The sequence below is a fragment of the Legionella longbeachae genome (genome assembly GCF_004283175.1).
Classification (GTDB): Bacteria; Pseudomonadota; Gammaproteobacteria; order Legionellales; family Legionellaceae; genus Legionella; species Legionella longbeachae.
In genome coordinates this window covers 78,294-98,425 of record NZ_RXNW01000006.1, presented here as the reverse complement: position 1 = coordinate 98,425, position 20,132 = coordinate 78,294, and the positions used below count along the sequence as shown (strand labels likewise).

Here is a 20,132-nt window from a genome sequence, read left to right as displayed (position 1 = left end):
TCCATAATGCGTAGGGTTTGATAATCTTGTTTTTGAAAAAAATTTAAAGTATCGTATCACATCGCAATTTTACTATCAAATAGGCTTATGTACGCACGATCAGGAATAAAAAGCAGGCCAAATCATAACCTTTCATCAGGATTTTTACAGTGTTGCCAAATTTGTGGTTCAGAAAATTTAGAGCAAGTACTTGATTTACGTAATCAACCTCTTTGCGATAGTTTGCTCACGGCCGAACAGCTCAAAGGACCTGAGACTTTTTATCCTTTATGCCAGCTGTGGTGCAAAGATTGTACTCTTTCACAATTGAACTATGTGGTGCAGGGGGAGGTGGTATATCATCAAAATTACCCTTATCGAACTGGCGTAACTCGAGAATTAGTAGCCTATCAACAACAGATGGCTTCGGAATTGGTTCATGATTTAAATCTTTGCAATGATGATTTAGTCTGCGATATAGGTTCAAATGATGGAACATTGCTGTCTGCATTCAAAGCCAAACAGATGCGTGTTATGGGGATTGAGCCAACCAATATTGCCCATATAGCTAATCAAGAGGGGATTGAAACGGTTCATTCACCTTTTAATCAAGAAATTGCAACCCAAATCGTTAAAACAATAGGTCATGCAAAATTAGTGACCGCTACAAATGTGTTTGCTCATATGGCGTCCTTAGGTGATGTGATCGAAGGTCTTGAGATTCTGGTTGCTGATGATGGTTTTTTCGTTCTTGAAAACCATTATTTGATACCAGTTATGGAGCGGTTACAATTTGATACTATCTATCATGAGCATTTACGCACCTATTCCCTACGCTCATTAATTACATTATTCAGCTATTACAATTTTACTGTGGTTGATGCCAAAGAGGTGTCGCGATATGGTGGAAATATTCGAGTATATGTTGCTAAAGGAAAAAACCATACGCCCAAGGCATCTGTCAATGAGCTCCTGGCTAAAGAAGAACGAACAGGTTTATCTAATCCTGATTATTACAGACAATTTGGTCAGAAATCGATAAACTTGAAAAATCAATTACTTGAGTTTATTGTTCAGTGCAATCAAAAAAACTTAAGTATTGTAGGAAACTCTTGCCCAGGCCGGTGCAGTACTTTATTAAACTTTGCTGGAATAGGTCCTGATTTGTTGCCTTACCTGGGCGAACAGCCAACTTCACTGAAGTTAAATAAGTATTTACCAGGAACTCATATTCCCATTGTTAACAATCAACGTTTGATTGATGAGCAACCGGAGTACGTTATTATTTTAGCTTGGCATTATGCTGAACCTATCATGGAGCAATTGCGAGCACGCGGCCTACGCTCTAAATTTATTCTTCCTATGCCAGAATTTAAAATTATTGAGTAATTGCATTGGTAAATTTGTTATGTCTTTTGGGTGGAGGGCGATGGTCGCGAGTATTGCTCTCCGTATTGCTTGAAAGCTATCCAGATCTGACGGTTATTTGGGTTACCAAAAATGGTTATGCAGCTAATGTTAATTGGTTGAAAAGTCAAAATATTAATAATGTGTTGATCACCCCTGAAGAGGATCTGGCTTGGAGTTTAAGTCCCCAAGCAGTAATTGTTGCAACTTCATCAAGCACGCATTCTAAATACATTAAGCAAGCCATAAGATTAGGAATTCCTGTTTTATCCGAAAAGCCATTTACTCTTGGTGTGAGTGAAGCACAAGAATTGATAACTCTAGGCAAGCTCAATAAAGTTGCTGTCGGTGTCAATTTTGAGTTTATATATGCAAGTTATTTACAGGACTTTGCAAGTTATCTAAAAAATACTGCAGTTTCTACCCTGGATCTTATTTGGCAAGATCCCTTTTGTGAAACACGACATGGCGAAAAGAAAATTGGTGATATCTATACCCCATTGATGCATGATAGTTTTCAGCATTGTTGGTCATTACTTTATTTTTTATTTCCTGATGAAACCCTGAACATCACTAGCGTTACTTATAATGAAGAAAATTCAGTGGCTGTAGTAGAGGCTACCTTAGGAGCAAAAGCGATAAATATTTGTCTCTCTCGTAGAGCATCACAAAGGACTCGAAAAATTGTGGTCAATGGAGGGAGTATCGTTCTTGACTTTGCAAGTGAACCAGGAAACTTATTAGTTGAGCAAAAAGTGATTCAAAATCAATGGAGAGGAGATCGTCCTCTTTGCTCCGTTTTTAATAGCTTCTTCAAGGTCATTAAGGAACCGCAATTACTGCAAGAATGGCCGCTTAATATCTGTAACTGTTTCGCTGTAATTGGTTTAAGCGTGCAAGCAACAGAGTTATTAGAGCAAACTCAAAAAGGTTGTATTGAAAAACGATACCCACTTTTAGCAGAAGATAGAGTTACTAGAAATTTATTAGTGGATTTTTTTCTCCCTAAACTCACTGCAATGGGTGAATACCATCAGGCGTCTGATTTGGAAGAACAGATTGCTTTCTCAAATCACATTATAAATATGCTGTTGTCGACTTCATAACGAATGCTAAAGTATTAATACCGCAAACTATCGGGAAAATGGGCGACCAGCATTCGCGAGCCTGTAGACGTCAAGTGCGCCTCATCCCAAGTCATTAATTCCTTTTTTTTGCCAGCCCTTGCTGTTGTCAAACATCCTTTTTGGTTACATAAAATTTTAATAGGAGAAATATAATTAATTTCTTGTTCTTTTGCAAAAAGAAAGAGTTTTTTATCAAGTTCTTGTGCGTGTAGATCCACTTCCAGTACTAATCGTTCCGGTAGGGTTTTGAGTCTGTTTTTTCTAATATTATTTAATAACAAAGAAGGTAAATTATCTATCCAGCTTGGGACTGGACCTATAAGAGTAATATTGGTTATCCCGAGAAGCTGTAGTTGCTTAATGGTAATTGCCACTTTTTGCCAATCATAAGCGTTCCATCTCGCGGCTAAAATGACTTCATTTGGTTTTTCTTCTTTTATCCGTTGAAACACAAAGTCGTTGATTTTCTTGCAGTGAGGGCGATCGGATTTATTCAATCCTAAAATTGGAGGACAAGCAGAAGCTGTCAATTGAGTAATGCTTTTGGTCATTTTTAATTGTTCTTTTAACCCTGGATACAGATGAGCGGCATGAGAATCACCCCACAAAAAAATAGATTTATATTTTGGGTTGCCAATCGTACAGCTCTTTGTTCTAAAGGCATCGTAACTTTGATTTGGTTTTAAAAAGCAACTACCTTCTCTATAAACAGTGCGATAATCATAATCAGCATAGTTGTTAATTTCATTCATCAGTGGAGGAAAACGAAAATGAAAACCGTTGTATCTATAGGTGATAAATCCTAAAGTACCTGACAGAATAAGTAATAGGGCAAGAGAAATGGTGATTGGTTTTTTATGTAAATTATAACGAACGGGTTTTTCGATAAAACAGTAAATAGACCATGCGCCTAAAACACTTATGAGGCAAATAAAAAGGCGAATCTCCCAATTTAAACTGTTTCCAGTCATTATTCGCGCAAATGATAAAAGAGGCCAATGAATTAAATAAATGGGAAAACTAATCAAACCAATCCAGACCAAGATCTTATTTTTCAATATCGTATGATTAATCCAGGCCTTGGGTCCCCCGGAAATGATTAAAAATGTCCCCATGGTAGGTAATAGAGCCCAAAACCCAGGAAAAGTTTTTTCTTGATTTAGTAATAAGGCGCTTATGGCGATAAATGTTACGCCTAATATGGATTGAAAGTTAGCTTGTCTGGCAAAATAATTAGGTTGATATAACTTAAAATATGCTAGAAATCCGCCTATTAGGAGTTCCCAAAACCGAGATAGAGGTGAATAAAAACCAGCAACAGAATTTGTTTTAATGTAAATAATATTTGTTATAAACGATAAAACGATAAAGGCAGTTAAAATAAAAAGGTTATATTTTCGTTTCCAGAGAAAGCTGATTAATAAAGGCCAGAAAATATAAAACTGTTCTTCAATAGCAAGTGACCATAAATGCAATAATGGCTTTGTTAGCGCACTTTGATCAAAATAGCCAGCTTCGTTCCACAAGGTAAAATTAGAAATAAAAAATGCGCCAGAAGCGATATGTTTTCCAAGTTGTTTGTATTCATTAGCAAATAAAAGGCACCACCCGATGGTATAGCAGCCAATCAATGTGACTATTAGGGCAGGAAAAATACGCTTGATTCGTCGTGCATAAAAATGTAAATAGTTAAATTGGTTTTTCTCTAAATTTTTAAAAATAATCGAGCTAATAAGAAAACCTGAAATAACAAAAAAAACGTCCACACCAATAAATCCACCAGGTAACCGTTCAGGAAAAGCATGAAAGATTAATACAAGCAAAATGGCAACGGCGCGTAAGCTATCTATATCTGGTCGATAACCCAAAGTACCATCCTCGAGAATCAACTGCTTTGGTGGAAGAGAACGGATGATGGTTGAATCCTTGTTCAAATAAAATCATAAGAGAAAGTTTGGATGCAACTATAATGTAAAAGGGGCCATTTTTTCAATAGAGGTTTTTACAACCGTGATGGTGCTGGTCAATTGCTAGGCCGATGATAAAAGAGCTCGACTTATGCACTTTGGTATAATATCGCAATTTAATATTCATGAGATAGCATCTCCTTTAATCAGGGAATGTATTGCTGAGTGTTTATTTTTCATTAAGTTGAAAAGATTGTGGTAAGAACTACATTTGCTACTTATAATTCTCTGCAATTAGGTATATCTTCAAAAATAAAGAAGACCATAAGTAAAATTAGATTTTAATGATGTAAAATATGATGCTTAAAAAGTTGCTTGCCCCATGAAAATATCCAGTAAATTATTACAAACTTCTTTTTTTTCCGGGATATCAACACTCGTTAAAATCCTGACGGGCATGGTAAGCCTAAAAATAATTGCATTGTATGCTGGGCCAGAAGGTGTAGCCATACTTGGCCAATTTATGTCATTGGCGAATATTTTTGCCACCATTGCCGGAGGAGGCATTGCTTTAGGAGTGATAAAATATGTTGCCGAATATGGACAGACAGGAGAGCTTCGGAGCTTTTTACCCACCGCGACTCTCTATACGTTATTATTTTCTTTTGTTACAACATTGCTAGGTTTTATTTATAGCCAAAAATTGGCGGAATGGATTTTAGGATCAACTCAATATGAATACTTGATACGTTGGACTGCATTTGTTCAATTGTTTATCGCCCTGCACTTATTATTGTGTGCCATTTTAAACGGGTTTAAACAGATTCGCCTGTTGGTCAGCATAACAATTATATCCAGTTTGCTTAGCCTTATAATGATGAGCTGTGCCGCCGTTTTTTATCCTTTAAAAAGTATTTTGTGCGCTTTTGTGATTGCACAATCATTGGCGGTTGTTATTTCATTATTATTTGTCTTCCGTAAAGATTGGTTTCGCCTCCTTTTTTCCTTGAATATCAAAAAACAATATTTAATTAATTTATTGCGTTATTCATTTATGAGTAGTGTCAGTACATTAACTGTGCCTCTTGCTCAAATCGTTGTTCGTAATGATTTAAGTGCATTGTTTGGATGGGAGAGTGTCGGTTATTGGCAGGCAGTTGTACGTTTATCGGATGCTTATTTATTGTTTGTTACTGCGGCATTAACCACCTATTATTTACCGCGTTTATCAGAGTTACAAACCCCCCAAGCTTTAAAACAAGAAATTAGAGATACCCATCGAATTTTTATGCCGCTTATTGGTTTTATTTTAATCGTCATTTATCTTTTTCGGGATTTTATCATTAACCTTCTGTATAGCAAAACATTCAACCCAGCAATGGAGTTGTTTTCCTACCAACTTTTGGGCGATTTTTTTCGCATAGCAAGTTGGTTATTTACTTATTTGCTCTTAGCTAAGGCATGGACAAAAACATATGTTTTTACTGAAGTCATTTTGAGCATCATTTTTGTAAGCCTTAGTCATTTGCTTGCAAGAACATATGGATTACCAGGAGTGACTTATGCTTTTGCATTGACTTATTTTGTTTATTGGTTGCTCATGGGCATGATTGTGCTTTTCTACTTTAAGCAAGAAAATAAAAATTATAAATTAGCAGCCACTTCTTAAGTAACTGCAGATGACTTAAAGATTCCATTCTGATTCCTATGTCCCGGAAACAAGCCGCGGGAGGTCAAGGTATTCAAGAATAGACAATTTGAAGAGACAGGTGTTATTCTACGTGCCACGAGACATTGTGCCTGGATTAAGCTTGCTTATTAGTTTTCAATGTGGTTTTTTTATTTTTATGTAGTTAGAACCTAAATATGGACACTTATCGATACTGTAGATTAAATGAAGCAAATTTTGCGGATTTGATGCGCTTAGTAAAAGTGGTCTATGGCGTTGATGTCAATATGGCCCAATTTAAAAAGAAATACGCAACTGATTGTTTTGGGGCATCTTACGTTGGCTATATTGCTTATCATAATGAGACCAATGAAGCTGCTGCCTACTATGGAATTTTACCACTGCGAGTCAAGCTCAATGAAACCGTTGTTATGGCAGCACAATCGGGCGATACCATGACCCATCCAGATCACCGCAATAAAGGGTTATTTGTCGCACTTGCCCAGCAGACTTATGAACTTGGAAAAAGCTTAGGTATCCAATTTGTGTATGGTTTTCCTAATAAAAACTCTTATCCTGGTTTAGTGAGAAAATTAGGATGGACGCATGCATATGATATGCTTTCTGTAAATTTGTTGGTGCCTACTTTGCCTTATGCGCGTTTACTGAAAAAAAAGGATCAAGCTGTTTGGCATAGCAATACTGTATTACGTTTATTAAAAAAATGGTTTACAGCGCATGAAGTCTTACCTGAAAAACTTCTTTCTGTTCAAAAAAAAGAGCAGGGTGTGATACATGATCACGATTTCTTTAATTATAAACTGGGTCATAATTGTATCCTTTTACAATATAAAGAGGTTTTCCTGGTTTTAAAAGTTGAAAATGATAGCATTGGAATAGGAGCTCTATATAATTATGGAAAATCTTCCGATGTAAGAAAGGCATTACGCCGGTTGAAATTTATTTGTGCGTTAATGGGGATTATGAGGATCAAAACGTATTGCTCACCTAATCAATTAGCAAATATTAATATGGGCGCGTTTGGATTTTCCAAAAAGAGCCTGGCTTATTGTTATATTAATTTCAGTGCTGATGCTGACTTAAGAACACTTAATTTTACCTACTTAGATTATGATACCTTTTAGACCTTTTCTGCGACATAGCTACCTTTCCATTTTGGGAAATTTCAAAAAAATTTCTCCTTGTGTGCACATTTTAAATGGCCATATTATTGGCGATCAAAGAAAGCGTGGTGAGTACAAATTTCGCCAATTATTAGACTATTTATCGAATCATGTTGACTTTTTAAATATAGAAAAAGCATGTGAGTTAATTATGGCAAAAAGCCAACTCACTCGCCCTGCTGTAGCATTTACTTTTGATGATGGCTTTGATGATTGTTATCATGAGATTGCTCCTGTTTTGGACGAGTTTGATGTTAATGCTGCTTTTTTTATTAATCCTAATTTTACTTATGGTAATGATGACTATATTCGTAAATTTCTTAAGGAAAAAGCACCACATCTAGCATTTAGAAGACCCATGAATGTGGACATGATACAGGAGTTACACCATAGAGGTTTTATTATTGGTGCACACGGGCTAGATCACGAACGCTTAGTAAGCAGTGATTCCATGTTTTTGGAACAACAAATTATCGAATGTAAGAGAAGAATAGAAGATATGTTGCAGAATGAGTGTGCTTATTTTGCTTGGCCCTATGGTAAGTATTCTGATATCTCTGAAAAAGCTATGGAGATGGTGCAAAACTTATATCAATATAATTTTAGCTCTGATAAATATACTTATTATACCTCAGATAAAGTATTTAATCGCAGACATTTCGAGTGTAATTGGCCGGCAAGCCATCTTTATTATTTTCTTTCAAGCCAGCGACAACATGAGCCTAGTTAAAGATTTGATCTGTTCATGTTATACAAATAGTGTTTATAATCTGGATAATTTACAGGATGCTGGTTTTCGATCCAGTAACTCATATTTAGTATTAAAGATTATATAAAAGGACAATGATGTTGGAGAACCCACAACCTTTAGTTTCTATTGTTATTCCTGCTTATAATGCTATGCCTTATTTGGAGGAAGCAATAGAGAGTGTTTTGTCTCAGGATTATCCGAATATTGAATTGATTGTTTTAAATGATGGTTCAAAAGACAACACGGCTGAATTTTTGCAAAAATACAAAGGTCAATTTTATTATGATTCTCATGCGAATATGGGACAAGCAGCGACACTGAATAAAGGTTGGCATTTGAGCCGAGGAGAGATTATTGGGTATTTAAGTGCCGATGATCTCTTAGCCAAAGATGCAGTAAGTACTGCGGTGGGTACGTTTCTGGAAAATTCGGATATTATCTTAACTTATCCTGATAATTTTGTGATTAATAGTCAATCTGAAGTCATTCGTAAATATACAGCGCCTGAATATGATTATTATGATTTTGTTTACCATGCAAAATGTAGAATTGGAGTAGGCTCCTTTTTTTTGAAAGCAGCATTCAATCAAATTGGCGGTTGGGATGCGAAATATCGTTTGATGCCTGATTATGCATATCAATTACGCTTAGCAAGAATAGGTAAGTTTAAGTACATACCCAAAGTACTTGGTTATTCTCGAGTGCACTCTCAGGCTTTATCCGCTAATAAAGTAAGTCCTGAAACAGCTGATGAATTCATAACTGTAATGAAAAATGAATTGACAATAACTCATGATAAAAAATTAATTGATGCAAAAGACGAAATATTAAGTCGGTCTTATTTATTTGCGGCTAGAACTCATTTAGAGTCAGGTCGCTATAAAACAGCGATACGTTACCTGGGGATTACGATAAAACTTGCTCCACGTCAATTGCTTAAGCAAGACATGTATCGAATTATTCTAAATTATTTTACAAAAAAACTTTATCTAAAGAAATTACCGAAGGTAAATAAATGACTGTGAAGATACTTAACCCCCAATATGGGTTTGTTTTAGTTTTATTTTTATTTCTGTTATCCCTGTTGGGATTAAATTCTTATCAAGGATTTTCTCTTCATTATTTTGCTTTTGACATCATTTGGTTAGCAGTGCTTTTCTCTGCGTTATGTTGTTCCCAATCGTATGTCATTTGTTACATCCAGATCATGTTATTCTTGGGGTTTTGGGTAAAATTAATGGCCCATCTAATTTTAGGCGTATTTTTTGTTGAGCCGACGGGATATTGGACCTCTAAATTTGCAAATCCAGAAATGTGGGATCAGGTTTTGCTGACATCTAGTTTCGCTGCATCTGGGGTTCTATTGGCTAATTTATTGTTTTTCATAGGTACGAAAAACGGACCTCAAAAAAAAGATGAATTGAATATTCCTCAATGGTATCTCAAACACAGTAACTTTCTCTGGTATTTTCTCGTTTTGTTTGGTGGCACAGTGAATCTCATCAATTCCATTTACTCTATTTCAGTGACAGGATTACGGCCGCAGCTTGTTTTGCCCTTTCATTTAAATGCGTTAATGATTTGGGGTATGGTGATTGTTGTTCCATTATGCATGGCGACATTTTTAGGATGGGAACGTGAACCGGAGCAAAAGAAGAAGCGATTTTATTGGGTTTGCTTCATGGCATTTATTACGGCCTTATCTGCCTTAAGCCGAGCAATTTATATTTTCTGGACTTTACCTTATCTATTAATCCTAATTTCAGGATCTAATTTTTCTTTGAGACGGTTATCTTTATGGGAAAATAGAAGGGTCATTTTTGTTTATTTGACTTTTGCCGCTTTGTCTTTAGTTTTAGTAAGCGTTATTCGCGCCCAATATTATACAGTAGATACAGTCAATACGAAGCAAAAAATTGCCACTTTAACTACCCCTCAATTAGAGGAGAGGGTTACAGAAAAGAAATTTTCTAATCAATTAAAAAAACTATTTGTAGGGCGATGGGTTGGGTTAGAAGCTGTTATGGCAACTACGGCTTTTCCTCAGTCTAGTTGGACTTTCTTTAAAAACAGTATCCTGGCCAAACCTTCCGTAGGTGATGTGGGATGTTATACACGTTATGTGTTAAAACTTAATAAGTATGTTAACGCTACTCCAAAAACTATGTTTTCATCATTACCCGGTTTAGTTGGTATATTAAATTATGCCCATTCTCACTTTTTAGTTTTTGGGGGTATGTTTGGTGTTTGTTTTTTATTGTGCGCTATAGAATGGATGAGTTTTTTGATGTTGAGAAATAAGTTCTTACTCTCACAACTAGGGTTAATATTGGGTTATTGGTGTGTTTCAGGACTAAATATCCCTTATTTAGGCTTCATTAATTTATTAGAATGTCTTTGTGTTTTATTGTTATTAAAATTAATGGATCCATGTTACAACTGGCTTATGAAGTATTGGCCCAATAGGTCCTCTCCTGCTATAGCATGATCTTTTCATTATAAAACTGAGGGAAAATAATAGGGTGCTTAAAAAAGTTACGGTTGTTAATGCTACAGCACTTAATTCAGGTGGAGCATTATCCATTCTACGTCAGTTTTTATCTCATGTTCGTGATGATGAAATTTATTATTTTTTTATTCATCCCTCTCTAAATCTAACTGTGGAAAATGAGAATGTTTATTTGATTAAAAAAGAAACGGCCACGATCGCAAAAAGACTTCTTTGGGACAGTTGGGGACTCAAGCGATGGTTAAAAAAGCATGGGATAGAGGCTAAAAGCGTAGTATCCCTGCAAAATACTTCTTTCGCTTATCAAAAGGGTATCTCTAAATTTATTTATTTACACCAAGGCCTGCCTTTGCATGCACAAAAATGGTCGTTTCTGAAGCGCCGAGAGCGGCGGCTTGCTCTTTATAAGTATATCTATCCCTTATTTATTTTTTTACACGTAGATAAAAAAACAAAATTCGTTGTGCAAACTCAATGGATGAAACACGCTTTATGTGCTCGTTTCAAACAAAAGGAAGAAAATGTCTATGTGATTAAGCCCGATATTTTGAGAAAGGACATCAACACCATTACTCCCTTGCAGTTGCCTTACACGTATACCTTGTTTTATCCTGCAACCAGCGCGTCTTTTAAAAACCATGAAGAGATTATTTATGCGTTAAATGAGTTTAAGAAAAAAAATGCAGCAACCTCTATTGGAGTTTATTTAACAATTACCGCAGAGGAAGATAAAGAGCTGACTGAATTAATTCAGAGTTTAAATTTGCAAGAAAATGTTCATTTTTTAGGCCCATTAAGTTATGAACAAGTCCTTATTTATTATAAATCATGCACTACGGTAGTTTTTCCCAGTTATATTGAAAGCTTCGGTTTGCCCTTGGTGGAAGCAGCCATGTTTGGAAAGCCATTAGTTGCTATTGATGAAGATTATGCGAAGGAAGTTATTTCTTGTTACCCAGGGGCGCTTTTTGCTCCACGAAACGATCCTGAAAAATGGATGAATGCTATAGAGAAGTCTTTTTCCTATATTAATATTGAGCCCTATTTCCCGCGCTATGAGACTTGTTGGGAGGACTTTTTCACATTAGTGCATGGAGGATAATTATTTAGCTAAAAAGTAAAAACTTATATCAGTTTGATTGATTTGTCCCTGGTTCATTGTTTATCATTAAGAAGCGGGATCTGTTGCTGATGCTCTTAAATGTAAGGCATCCTTTTTATACCTGAATAAAAATCGTTCTCCCCATGCTATTCCGGGTTTTTCAATAAATTTCCAAGACAAATGGGCCAGGCCAACAATAACGGTTAATACAGCAAGTACCAAGAGATTATTTCCTAACCACGAATCAGTAGTGATGTAGCGAATCAGCTCCCCAGTCTGAGGCTCTTTTAACATGGGAGCAAAATTATGGTGGCTTAATGCTGAGGCAACTATAGATGCACTTATTAATAGAAAAATCACTGCAAAATGAATCATATAAATGGAGTAAGATAATGTTCCTAATCTCCTAAAAAATGAGTGTTTCAATAGGGAAGAGAAAAAACCACCTTCTAGAGAATAGACAATGATGACCATACAGAACCAAATGCTGGCAATGATTCCTTGATGTTTGATATTCCAATTTAAAATAACAAATATCATAACTAAACCTAATCCTTCAAGTAGCGTCAGGGTTTGTTTTGATAAGGAATAACTTAAGATTTGTTGATAAACATAATATGCGAGGATGCCCGCAAAAAAACAAGAACAGACTCGTAAAATGTTATTATTAAGAATATCTAAATTCATTGCTAATGCAAAAAAGGAAAATCCAGAGATAATGGCAAAAAGTGAAACACTAAATTTACGGCTTGATATGAGTATTACAGCAAAAAGCATATAAACATAGAGCTCAGCACTAATACTCCATGAAGGGCCATTAAAGGATAAAGGCTCAACTTGATTAAGCCAGGATTGCAATAATAAAAGATTGGGGAGGACTTCCTTCAATGAATTTCTTCCTGAAAATGCATGACCATTGAAATTAAATCCTTTCGTTTCAGCGTACCATTTCCCACATTCAAAAAGAATGAATAAAGCAAGCATAAAAAAATGAAGAGGATAAAGTCGAAATATGCGTTTAATGATAAATGGGCTAAAATCACGATAATTATTGAAGGCGTCCTTATATGTATGAAATAGGACAAACCCGCTTAAAACAAAAAAGAACTCAACGAATAAATGAGCGTTCCTAAAAAAATTAAATTCTGTGATGGTGCCGGAGACGTGCAGATGAAAAATAACTACAGAAAGTGCACACACTCCTCTGAAGCTATCAAGCACGACAAAACGTTTCGTTTGTATCATTGAGATCTATTTATCCGGTCTTTGGTGTCATTAGTTTATAACAATTGAATTTACTTGAACATCTTAAATAGATTTGAAGAGAGCAGATTAGATAAAAAGCTTTTGAGTTACAGCTTAAGAGTTGCGAACTATTCTCCCTGCTTATAAATAAGCCCCTGCATTGGATCCTGATCCTTGTCCGCCGGAGCCTGCAAACAAGTCGTGGAAAGGGGGTAATTGCAATTAGAGGTTTAATTTTTAGTTGTGCTCAGTGGAAAAATCTCTTAACATCGGCGTAAAGATTTTCTTCATTTTATGACTTTGAGCATTTAATTCAAGAAACTCAACCAATCTATCTCAAGAAACAAGTGAAAATTTTAGTCGTCTCACAATATTTTTGGCCTGAAACATTTATCATAAATGAATTAGTGCAGTGTCTTGCAGCGCAAGGACATCAAATAGAGGTCGTTACGGGCAAGCCTAATTACCCTGAGGGCAACATTTTTGAAGGCTATAGTGCCTCAGGTCACCATACTGAAACCTTTCATGAGATTCCTATCCATCGCGCGCCTCTTTTCCCTCGAGGTAAAGGCAGTAAAAGATTAGTATTAAATTATTTATCTTTTATCGTTAATGGTCTTTATCATTTTCCCCGGTTTGTAAGAGGAAAGCAGTTCGATGTTGTTTTTGTATTTGTACCTTCGCCAATTACTTCGGTAATCCCTGCCATTTATTTAAAATGGCGTTTAAAAGCTCATCTTGCCGTATGGGTACAGGATTTGTGGCCTGATAGTGTACAATCTACGGGATTTATAAAAAATAGATTGTTATTAAAAATCATTGGTTATGTTGTAAAAGGTATCTATGCCGCTTCTGATACTTTATTAGTACAATCAAAGGCATTCCCTGCTTTGATGAAAAAGTATACTTCCCTGGAAAAAGTAGTTTATTACCCTAATTCATTTCTAGAACCAGTGACACCCATCACCCATAAAGAGCTCCCCGCACACCTATTATCGGAGCTTGAGTCTTATACTTGTTTTGTTTTTGCGGGCAACTTGGGTACTGCGCAAGCACTTGAGACAATTATCAATGCCGCGGAGAGAATTTCACATTTAACCCAATGTAAAATTCTCTTAATCGGTAGCGGCAGTATGAGCGACTGGCTGTTACTTCAAATAAAGCAACGAAAGATACAAAACGTATTAATCCCTGGTCGATTTCCACCGGTTGTAATGCCTGCTATTTTCTCGAAAGCAGCAGCTCTTTTAGTCACTTTAAAAAAGGATGAACTCTTTTCTAATACTATACCTAGTAAAGTTCAAGCTTATTTAGCGGCAGGTCGACCCATTCTAGCTGCATTAGATGGAGAGGGGGCGCGTATTGTTAAAGAAGCACAAGCAGGATTAGTTTCACCTGCTGAGGATGCTGATGCGCTAGCCAAAAATATGGAAAAATTATATTATATGCCTGTTTCTGCGCGCGAAAAGCTGGGAAAAGCCGCGAGAGATTTCTTTTTGAAACATTTTGAAATGACAACGCAGAGTCGTAGGCTCATTGAAATTTTTAATAATAAAATTAAAAAAGAGGTAAACTGATTTTGAAAATTCTGGTTCTAGGTATAACAGGTATGCTGGGTAGTGCAGTGTTTCATACGTTTAACCAGCAGCAGAATGATTTTGAAGTTTGGGGTACTTTAAGAAGCAGGGAAGGTTTAAACTATTTTCCAAACGGTGTTCATCCTTACCTCATTTCTGATACAGATGTACTTAATTTAGATGCCTTATGTAAAGTTCTTGAGCAAGTTCGTCCCAATGTTGTCATAAATTGTGTTGGATTAATTAAACAATTATCAAGTGCTAAGGATCCCTTATCTGCGTTGCCTGTTAATGCGATGTTACCTCATCAATTAGCCCGGTTGTGTCAATTAGCAGGAGCACGATTGATTCATATTAGCACCGACTGTGTTTTTTCTGGGAAAAAGGGTTTTTATACAGAGAATGACAATTCAGATGCCGAAGACTTATACGGTAAATCAAAGTTTATTGGTGAAATTACAGAGAGTTCAAATGCAATCACTCTGCGCACTTCAATAATAGGGCATGAATTCAACAGCAAATCCGCATTAGTTGAATGGTTTCTTTCACAGGAGCTATCTGTTAAAGGATATGTAAATGCTATCTTTTCAGGATTACCTACCTTCGAATTAGCGAGGGTCATGCGTGATTATGTTATTCCTAAACCCGAGCTTTCGGGACTTTATCATGTTGCAGCTACCCCTATTAATAAATATGAGTTGCTTTCCTTGATCGCAGAGGTATATAAGAAAAACATAAACATCATAGCTGACGAAGAATTAAGGATCGATCGCTCTCTCAATGGCGAACGATTTAAAAATGCAACGGGTTACGTTGCTCCTGATTGGCCACAATTGATTGCTTTAATGCATAAATCAAAAAATTTATATGAGGATAAATAAGCATGTTCAAAGATAAAGTTCTGATGATTACAGGTGGAACCGGCTCCTTTGGGCATGCTGTTTTGCAACGATTTTTAAAATCTGACATTCGTGAAATACGGATTTTTAGCCGTGATGAAAAAAAACAAGAGGATATGCGTAACGAACTGAATAACGATAAAGTAAAATTTTACATTGGTGATGTTCGTGATTATTCATCAGTAGCAGATGCAATGATTGGAGTAGATTATGTATTCCATGCTGCAGCGTTGAAACAAGTCCCATCCTGTGAGTTTTATCCAATGGAGGCAGTGAGAACTAATATTCTGGGTACAGATAATGTTTTGGCTGCGGGAATAGCCCGATCAGTAAAAAGAATAGTGGTGTTAAGTACAGATAAAGCTGTTTATCCCATTAATGCCATGGGCATTTCCAAAGCGATGGCAGAAAAGATTGTCGTTGCTAAATCCAGAGTTGTTCCTGAAAATGGCCCCATCATCTGCGCTACACGTTATGGGAATGTTATGGCGTCAAGAGGATCTGTGATTCCTCTTTTTGTCGCGCAAATCAAAGCAAATCAAGAGTTGACGATAACAGATCCTCAAATGACCCGTTTTTTAATGTCGCTTGAAGATTCTGTTGATTTGGTACTACATGCTTTTACTTATGCAAACCAAGGCGATATTTTTATTCAAAAATCACCTGCGTCTACTATTGCTGATTTAACCCAAGCATTAATTGAAATTTTTAAAAGCACGAGTAAAGTAAAAATTATTGGTACTCGACATGGTGAAAAATTATATGAGTCTTTAATTTCCAGGGAAGAAATGGCTAAAGCAGAGGACATGGGGCGATATTATCGTATCCAAGCGGATAACAGGGATTTAAATTACAAGAAATATTTTGTTGAAGGCGAGGAAATTATCTCCAATTACGAAGATTATACTTCACATAATACGCAGCAGCTAACCATACACGAAATTAAAGACTTGCTCCTCAAATTAGACTTTATTCAAAATGCACTCGATAATAATGATACAAAGTTATATTAACTGTTCGATAAGTCATTTATAAGGGATTTTATCTATTTAATCATAAAGAATCAGCTTTAAATATGTTGGTATTTTTTGTCTTTTATGAATCAGCGCTCATTTTGATTTAACTTTGATCCTGCTTTTTGTCAGGACGCATATTTTTTATATACTTACATGAATAGGTGAGTGAACGTTTACTACAATACCTAATGTTGTATTCATTGAATGAAACATTTGAGAAATGAATAATATGGCATATTGTCGGAATAAGTCGATTTTAGCGCAGGACAATTCACTAAAAGCAGGGGATTTTGATGCGGATGTTTTGATCGCAGGCGCAGGTCCTTCTGGGGCGATATGTGCTTATTATTTGGCACAAGCGGGCAAAAAAGTAATACTCATAGATTCTCATTCCTTCCCAAGAGATAAGGTGTGTGGAGATTTTGTTTCTCCAGTGTCTTTAAAAGAATTAATGACGCTCGGTATTACCGATCTTCCTGAATTCAAAGCAACTAACATGATTACAGAAGCGACAGTTTATGTAGATGGCCAGAAATTGATAACGGACAATATCCCTCAAATCAAAGACTTTGTTAATTATGGTAGAGTCATTCCGCGTGTCTTGCTTGATACTTGGATAGTTAACGCAGCAAAGCAACAGGGAGTTAACGTTATTACTGACTGTAAGCTTGTGAATTATTTCGTCAATGAACAGGATGTTAGGGTTGAATGCGAGCAACACGGTAAAAAAAGACGCTTTTTAATCAAAATTTTGGTTGGTGCAGATGGAAGCAATAGTACGGTTGCGAGAATTCTTCAAGGTAAAAAACCAAATCCAAAACATAAAATTGTAGCAGTGCGTGCCTACTGTGAAAATATTAATTGTATACCGCACCAAGCAACGCTTTTTTTTACACGAAACACTTTTCCGGGATACTTTTGGTTTTTTCCCACATCATCTACAACCGCTAATGTCGGCATTGGTATGGTATTAAAAACATTTCCCAAAAATGAAACTAATTTGAAAGCCATGCTGTTGGAAATGATAGGAAATGATCCTTTTTTTAAAACAAAAATTAGCCAGGGAATGCAAATAACTAAAATAGCAGGTTGGCCTTTATCTTGTTATGACCCCAGTACAATTAATGTAAAAGACAGAGTCTTACTCACTGGTGATGCAGCAGGATTTATCAATCCGTTTACTGGTGAAGGGATACAATATGCTTTACAAAGTGGAAGATTAGCAGCCGAAACCATCATCGGAAGCTTCGAAACAGAGAATTTTAGTGCTGGCTCATTGAAACGTTTTGATACTAAAGTGAGTGAAGAAATAACCCATGATTTGAGTTTTGTAAATATTGTGATGCAAATAACACGCAATCGCAATCTAAATGTGTTGTGGTTAAATATCCTAAAAATCATTTTATATCAAGCAAAGAAAAACCCCAAACACGCTTCTTTAAGCGGTGGTTTTTTTGTGGGAATAGTTCCTATGTATAGACTATTATCGATTTCATATACTAGCAAAACGATACTGGACAGCATCTCTTGTTTCTTCAAGACGAAGAACATTTTTAAACAAACAATCATTTTTATACGCCTACAAATTGTGCAGGTATTTAACCAAAAAATGACTCACTTAAGCTGGATGACATACCTTGGTAAGTCGGTACTTTTATTCATGCGACTTAGTATAAAAGTAGGATTTATAAAAATACGCATTTTTTTAAAACGATTGTGTAGTAGAGCCTGAGGCCTATGGAACAGTTAACGGCTCCATTGCAAAAACGAACGGTAGCTTTTCAAAAATATTTGCTTGGACGACGTCGCATTGTTGAAACAGTTTTGAGCAAAATCAATTTGCCCCCCGCGACATCGGAGGCTTGATAAGTTTTCCACTTCCCTCTTATCGGGCTTAGCTGCTTATATGCCCATGTAGAAAAAGGCTTCCCTAAAATACACTCACTAAATGAAAATTTGGAAATACTTAAGTCAAACTGAGGTCAACCCAATTTTTTCTTTAAGTCTGCCAGGGTTCTGCTTCCAGTACAAAACATAGCTACTTTTAATTCGTACTCTATTGTCTGCATGCATAAACTAACTTGTTCTGATGATTTCAGTGCTGCTTCAAGCATTGGTTTTGCATAACCAACAGTTGTTGCCCCAAGTGCAAAAAGCTTAGCGGCATTTAACCCGTTATATACTCCACCAGATCCCCAAATTTCGTAAGAGGGGTTTAGTTCCATTGCTAGTTTTACTGAGGTTGCAGTGTCTATTCCCCAGTTTTGAAAAGTTATGGCTGCCTGTTGTCTAATTGGGTCATCAGTGGCTCTATGCCCTTCAATTCGTCCCCAGTGAGTTCCACCCAATCCCCCTACATCAATCGCTGCAATCCCAATATCATTTAAGCGCACCATTGTTTCACGTGAAAAACCGCAACCAGTTTCCTTTACTATAATGGGCAATTCAAAGTTTTTTATTAGATGAGCTAAAGCATGCCAACAACCTCTGTAGGTTGTCGTTCCTTCAGGTTGTATGCATTCCTGCAATGGATTGCAATGAATGATTAATGCATCAGCCTGCAATGCATCGGTTAAGCGTTGTATGTCTTTTATGGATGTTTCAATTAATTGAGCTATCCCTAAGTTGCTGTATAAACTGACTTCTGGAAAATCTTGACGAAGATCTCGCCATTCAAAAGCTGCCTTGGGATCCGTCAGTTCGCGTCTTTGTGAACCAACGCCCATTGCCCAACCATTTTGTGCGCAGGCTTCAATAAGGTTTCGGTTGATGTGTTTTGCACGCCGATGTCCTGCAGTCATGGAGCTGATAAGAAAAGGTTTTTCAACTACCTGGCCCAATCGACTCCCTTTGATAGAAACATCATCAAAATTCAAATCAGGAAGAGCTTCATGGATTAAATTAATATTATCTAAAGTACTTAAATCAGCAGTTTGATTTTCAGGCATTAAGGCTAACTTAATATGATCTTGTTTGCGTTGTTCAAACTGCTCGAGGTGATTTGTCATGGATTTTATGCCTGCTATTTTATAATTGACTAAGGATATGGAACGCAGCTGTATTGGCTATTCTATATTCTTAAAATTATATTTTCCACCCACAGTGTGTTTAATTAGGTATTTAGTTCAACCCATGCAGCATAAGATTCCATGAACTTTTTAACGAATTGTACCGTTTCTTCTTTTTTGATTTTTCCCTGGCCATCAAATAAATCTCCTGCCCCCCCAATGTAGGCTTCAGGTTGTTGTAATATGGGAATATCCAAAAATACAAATGATTGCCTTAAATGATGATTGGCGCCAAATCCACCAATAGCCCCGGGAGAAACGCTAATCACTGCACCAGGTTTTTTGCCCCACACACTTTGGCCATAAGGACGAGAGCCTACATCAATTGCATTTTTCAGTACGCCGGGAACGGAGCGGTTGTATTCAGGGGTTATAAACAGTAACCCTTGACATGATTTTATTTGCTCACGAAATTGTGTCCAAGCAACTGGAGGCCTATTTTCATCATCAAGATCTTGGTTGTATAATGGCAATTCACCAATTTCAATAATTTCTAATTCCATTGAGGAAGGTGACAACGAAATGAGTTCGTGTGCCATTTTTCGGTTTAAGGATTCTTTGCGTAAACTTCCAACCACAACGCCAATTTTTTTAACCATAATACGATTCCTTGTATTTCAGCTGTTAATGCGCTTGTTCTTTGATATAAGACATGATAACCAAAGGTGAATTTTGATTATAACATCATTCAA

Annotated in this window: 16 protein-coding genes; 12 read left to right on the top strand and 4 right to left on the bottom strand. The window is 36.4% G+C overall.

Features of this window, described 5'->3' with window-relative positions; all coding sequences use genetic code 11:
- The first annotated feature begins 87 nt into the window (after positions 1-87).
- Both EKG34_RS07585 and EKG34_RS07580 read left to right on the top strand, forming a co-directional pair.
- Positions 88-1,368: a class I SAM-dependent methyltransferase gene (locus tag EKG34_RS07585; protein WP_003633447.1), complete on the top strand. Its 1,281-nt coding sequence runs from the start codon at positions 88-90 to the stop codon at positions 1,366-1,368.
- 5 nt (positions 1,369-1,373) lie between these two features.
- Complete coding sequence (locus EKG34_RS07580; RefSeq protein WP_003633446.1) at positions 1,374-2,492, top strand: Gfo/Idh/MocA family oxidoreductase; 1,119 nt, start codon at positions 1,374-1,376, stop codon at positions 2,490-2,492.
- 14 nt (positions 2,493-2,506) lie between these two features.
- Here EKG34_RS07580 and EKG34_RS07575 read toward each other — a convergent pair whose 3' ends face one another.
- Entirely contained in the window at positions 2,507-4,447 is a 1,941-nt protein-coding gene (locus tag EKG34_RS07575) for an acyltransferase family protein (protein ID WP_003633445.1), read from the bottom strand.
- A gap of 355 nt (positions 4,448-4,802) precedes the next feature.
- Between EKG34_RS07575 and EKG34_RS07570 the strand changes: the two genes are divergently transcribed.
- From EKG34_RS07570 to EKG34_RS07545, 6 genes are all read left to right on the top strand, one after another.
- The gene (locus tag EKG34_RS07570; RefSeq protein ID WP_003633444.1) at positions 4,803-6,089 is read left to right on the top strand and encodes an O-antigen translocase; all 1,287 of its coding nucleotides are present in this window, start codon (positions 4,803-4,805) and stop codon (positions 6,087-6,089) included.
- A gap of 197 nt (positions 6,090-6,286) precedes the next feature.
- The gene (locus tag EKG34_RS07565) at positions 6,287-7,234 is read left to right on the top strand and encodes a GNAT family N-acetyltransferase (RefSeq protein ID WP_012978759.1); all 948 of its coding nucleotides are present in this window, start codon (positions 6,287-6,289) and stop codon (positions 7,232-7,234) included.
- 61 nt (positions 7,235-7,295) lie between these two features.
- The gene (locus EKG34_RS07560; RefSeq protein ID WP_158304175.1) at positions 7,296-8,003 is read left to right on the top strand and encodes a polysaccharide deacetylase family protein; all 708 of its coding nucleotides are present in this window, start codon (positions 7,296-7,298) and stop codon (positions 8,001-8,003) included.
- 116 nt (positions 8,004-8,119) lie between these two features.
- Positions 8,120-9,043 (top strand): glycosyltransferase, encoded by a 924-nt coding sequence (locus EKG34_RS07555; RefSeq protein ID WP_003633441.1) that lies wholly within the window; start codon positions 8,120-8,122, stop codon positions 9,041-9,043.
- Positions 9,040-10,512, top strand: coding sequence for a hypothetical protein (locus EKG34_RS07550; protein WP_003633440.1), 1,473 nt, complete (start codon positions 9,040-9,042; stop codon positions 10,510-10,512). The genes EKG34_RS07555 and EKG34_RS07550 overlap by 4 nt, the downstream gene beginning before the upstream one ends.
- Before the next feature lie 34 nt (positions 10,513-10,546).
- Positions 10,547-11,635 carry a glycosyltransferase gene (locus EKG34_RS07545; RefSeq protein ID WP_012978761.1) on the top strand — a complete coding sequence of 363 codons (1,089 nt, stop codon included), beginning with the start codon at positions 10,547-10,549 and terminating at the stop codon, positions 11,633-11,635.
- Positions 11,636-11,701: 66 nt separating this feature from the next.
- On the opposite strand, the gene EKG34_RS07540 is transcribed toward EKG34_RS07545, so the two are convergent.
- Positions 11,702-12,880, bottom strand: coding sequence for an acyltransferase family protein (locus EKG34_RS07540; protein ID WP_003633438.1), 1,179 nt, complete (start codon positions 12,878-12,880; stop codon positions 11,702-11,704).
- Positions 12,881-13,227: 347 nt separating this feature from the next.
- Here EKG34_RS07540 and EKG34_RS07535 point away from each other — a divergent pair, with 347 nt between their 5' ends.
- The 4 genes from EKG34_RS07535 (at position 13,228) to EKG34_RS07520 (ending at position 18,104) form a co-directional block, all read left to right on the top strand.
- Positions 13,228-14,457 (top strand): glycosyltransferase family 4 protein, encoded by a 1,230-nt coding sequence (locus EKG34_RS07535; RefSeq protein ID WP_003633437.1) that lies wholly within the window; start codon positions 13,228-13,230, stop codon positions 14,455-14,457.
- A gap of 2 nt (positions 14,458-14,459) precedes the next feature.
- A complete protein-coding gene (locus tag EKG34_RS07530; protein WP_012978762.1) occupies positions 14,460-15,338 on the top strand; it encodes a dTDP-4-dehydrorhamnose reductase family protein in 879 nt (292 codons plus the stop codon).
- Between the two features lie 2 nt (positions 15,339-15,340).
- Entirely contained in the window at positions 15,341-16,369 is a 1,029-nt protein-coding gene (locus tag EKG34_RS07525) for a polysaccharide biosynthesis protein (RefSeq protein WP_003633435.1), read from the top strand.
- A gap of 223 nt (positions 16,370-16,592) precedes the next feature.
- On the top strand, positions 16,593-18,104 hold the full coding sequence (locus EKG34_RS07520) for an NAD(P)/FAD-dependent oxidoreductase (protein ID WP_003633434.1): 1,512 nt from the start codon (positions 16,593-16,595) through the stop codon (positions 18,102-18,104).
- 250 nt (positions 18,105-18,354) lie between these two features.
- On the opposite strand, the gene fni is transcribed toward EKG34_RS07520, so the two are convergent.
- Both fni and EKG34_RS07510 read right to left on the bottom strand, forming a co-directional pair.
- Positions 18,355-19,380 carry a type 2 isopentenyl-diphosphate Delta-isomerase gene (fni, locus tag EKG34_RS07515; protein ID WP_003633430.1) on the bottom strand — a complete coding sequence of 342 codons (1,026 nt, stop codon included), beginning with the start codon at positions 19,378-19,380 and terminating at the stop codon, positions 18,355-18,357.
- A 104-nt stretch (positions 19,381-19,484) separates the two neighbouring features.
- Positions 19,485-20,039: an NADPH-dependent FMN reductase gene (locus tag EKG34_RS07510; RefSeq protein WP_003633428.1), complete on the bottom strand. Its 555-nt coding sequence runs from the start codon at positions 20,037-20,039 to the stop codon at positions 19,485-19,487.
- Positions 20,040-20,132: the final 93 nt, after the last annotated feature.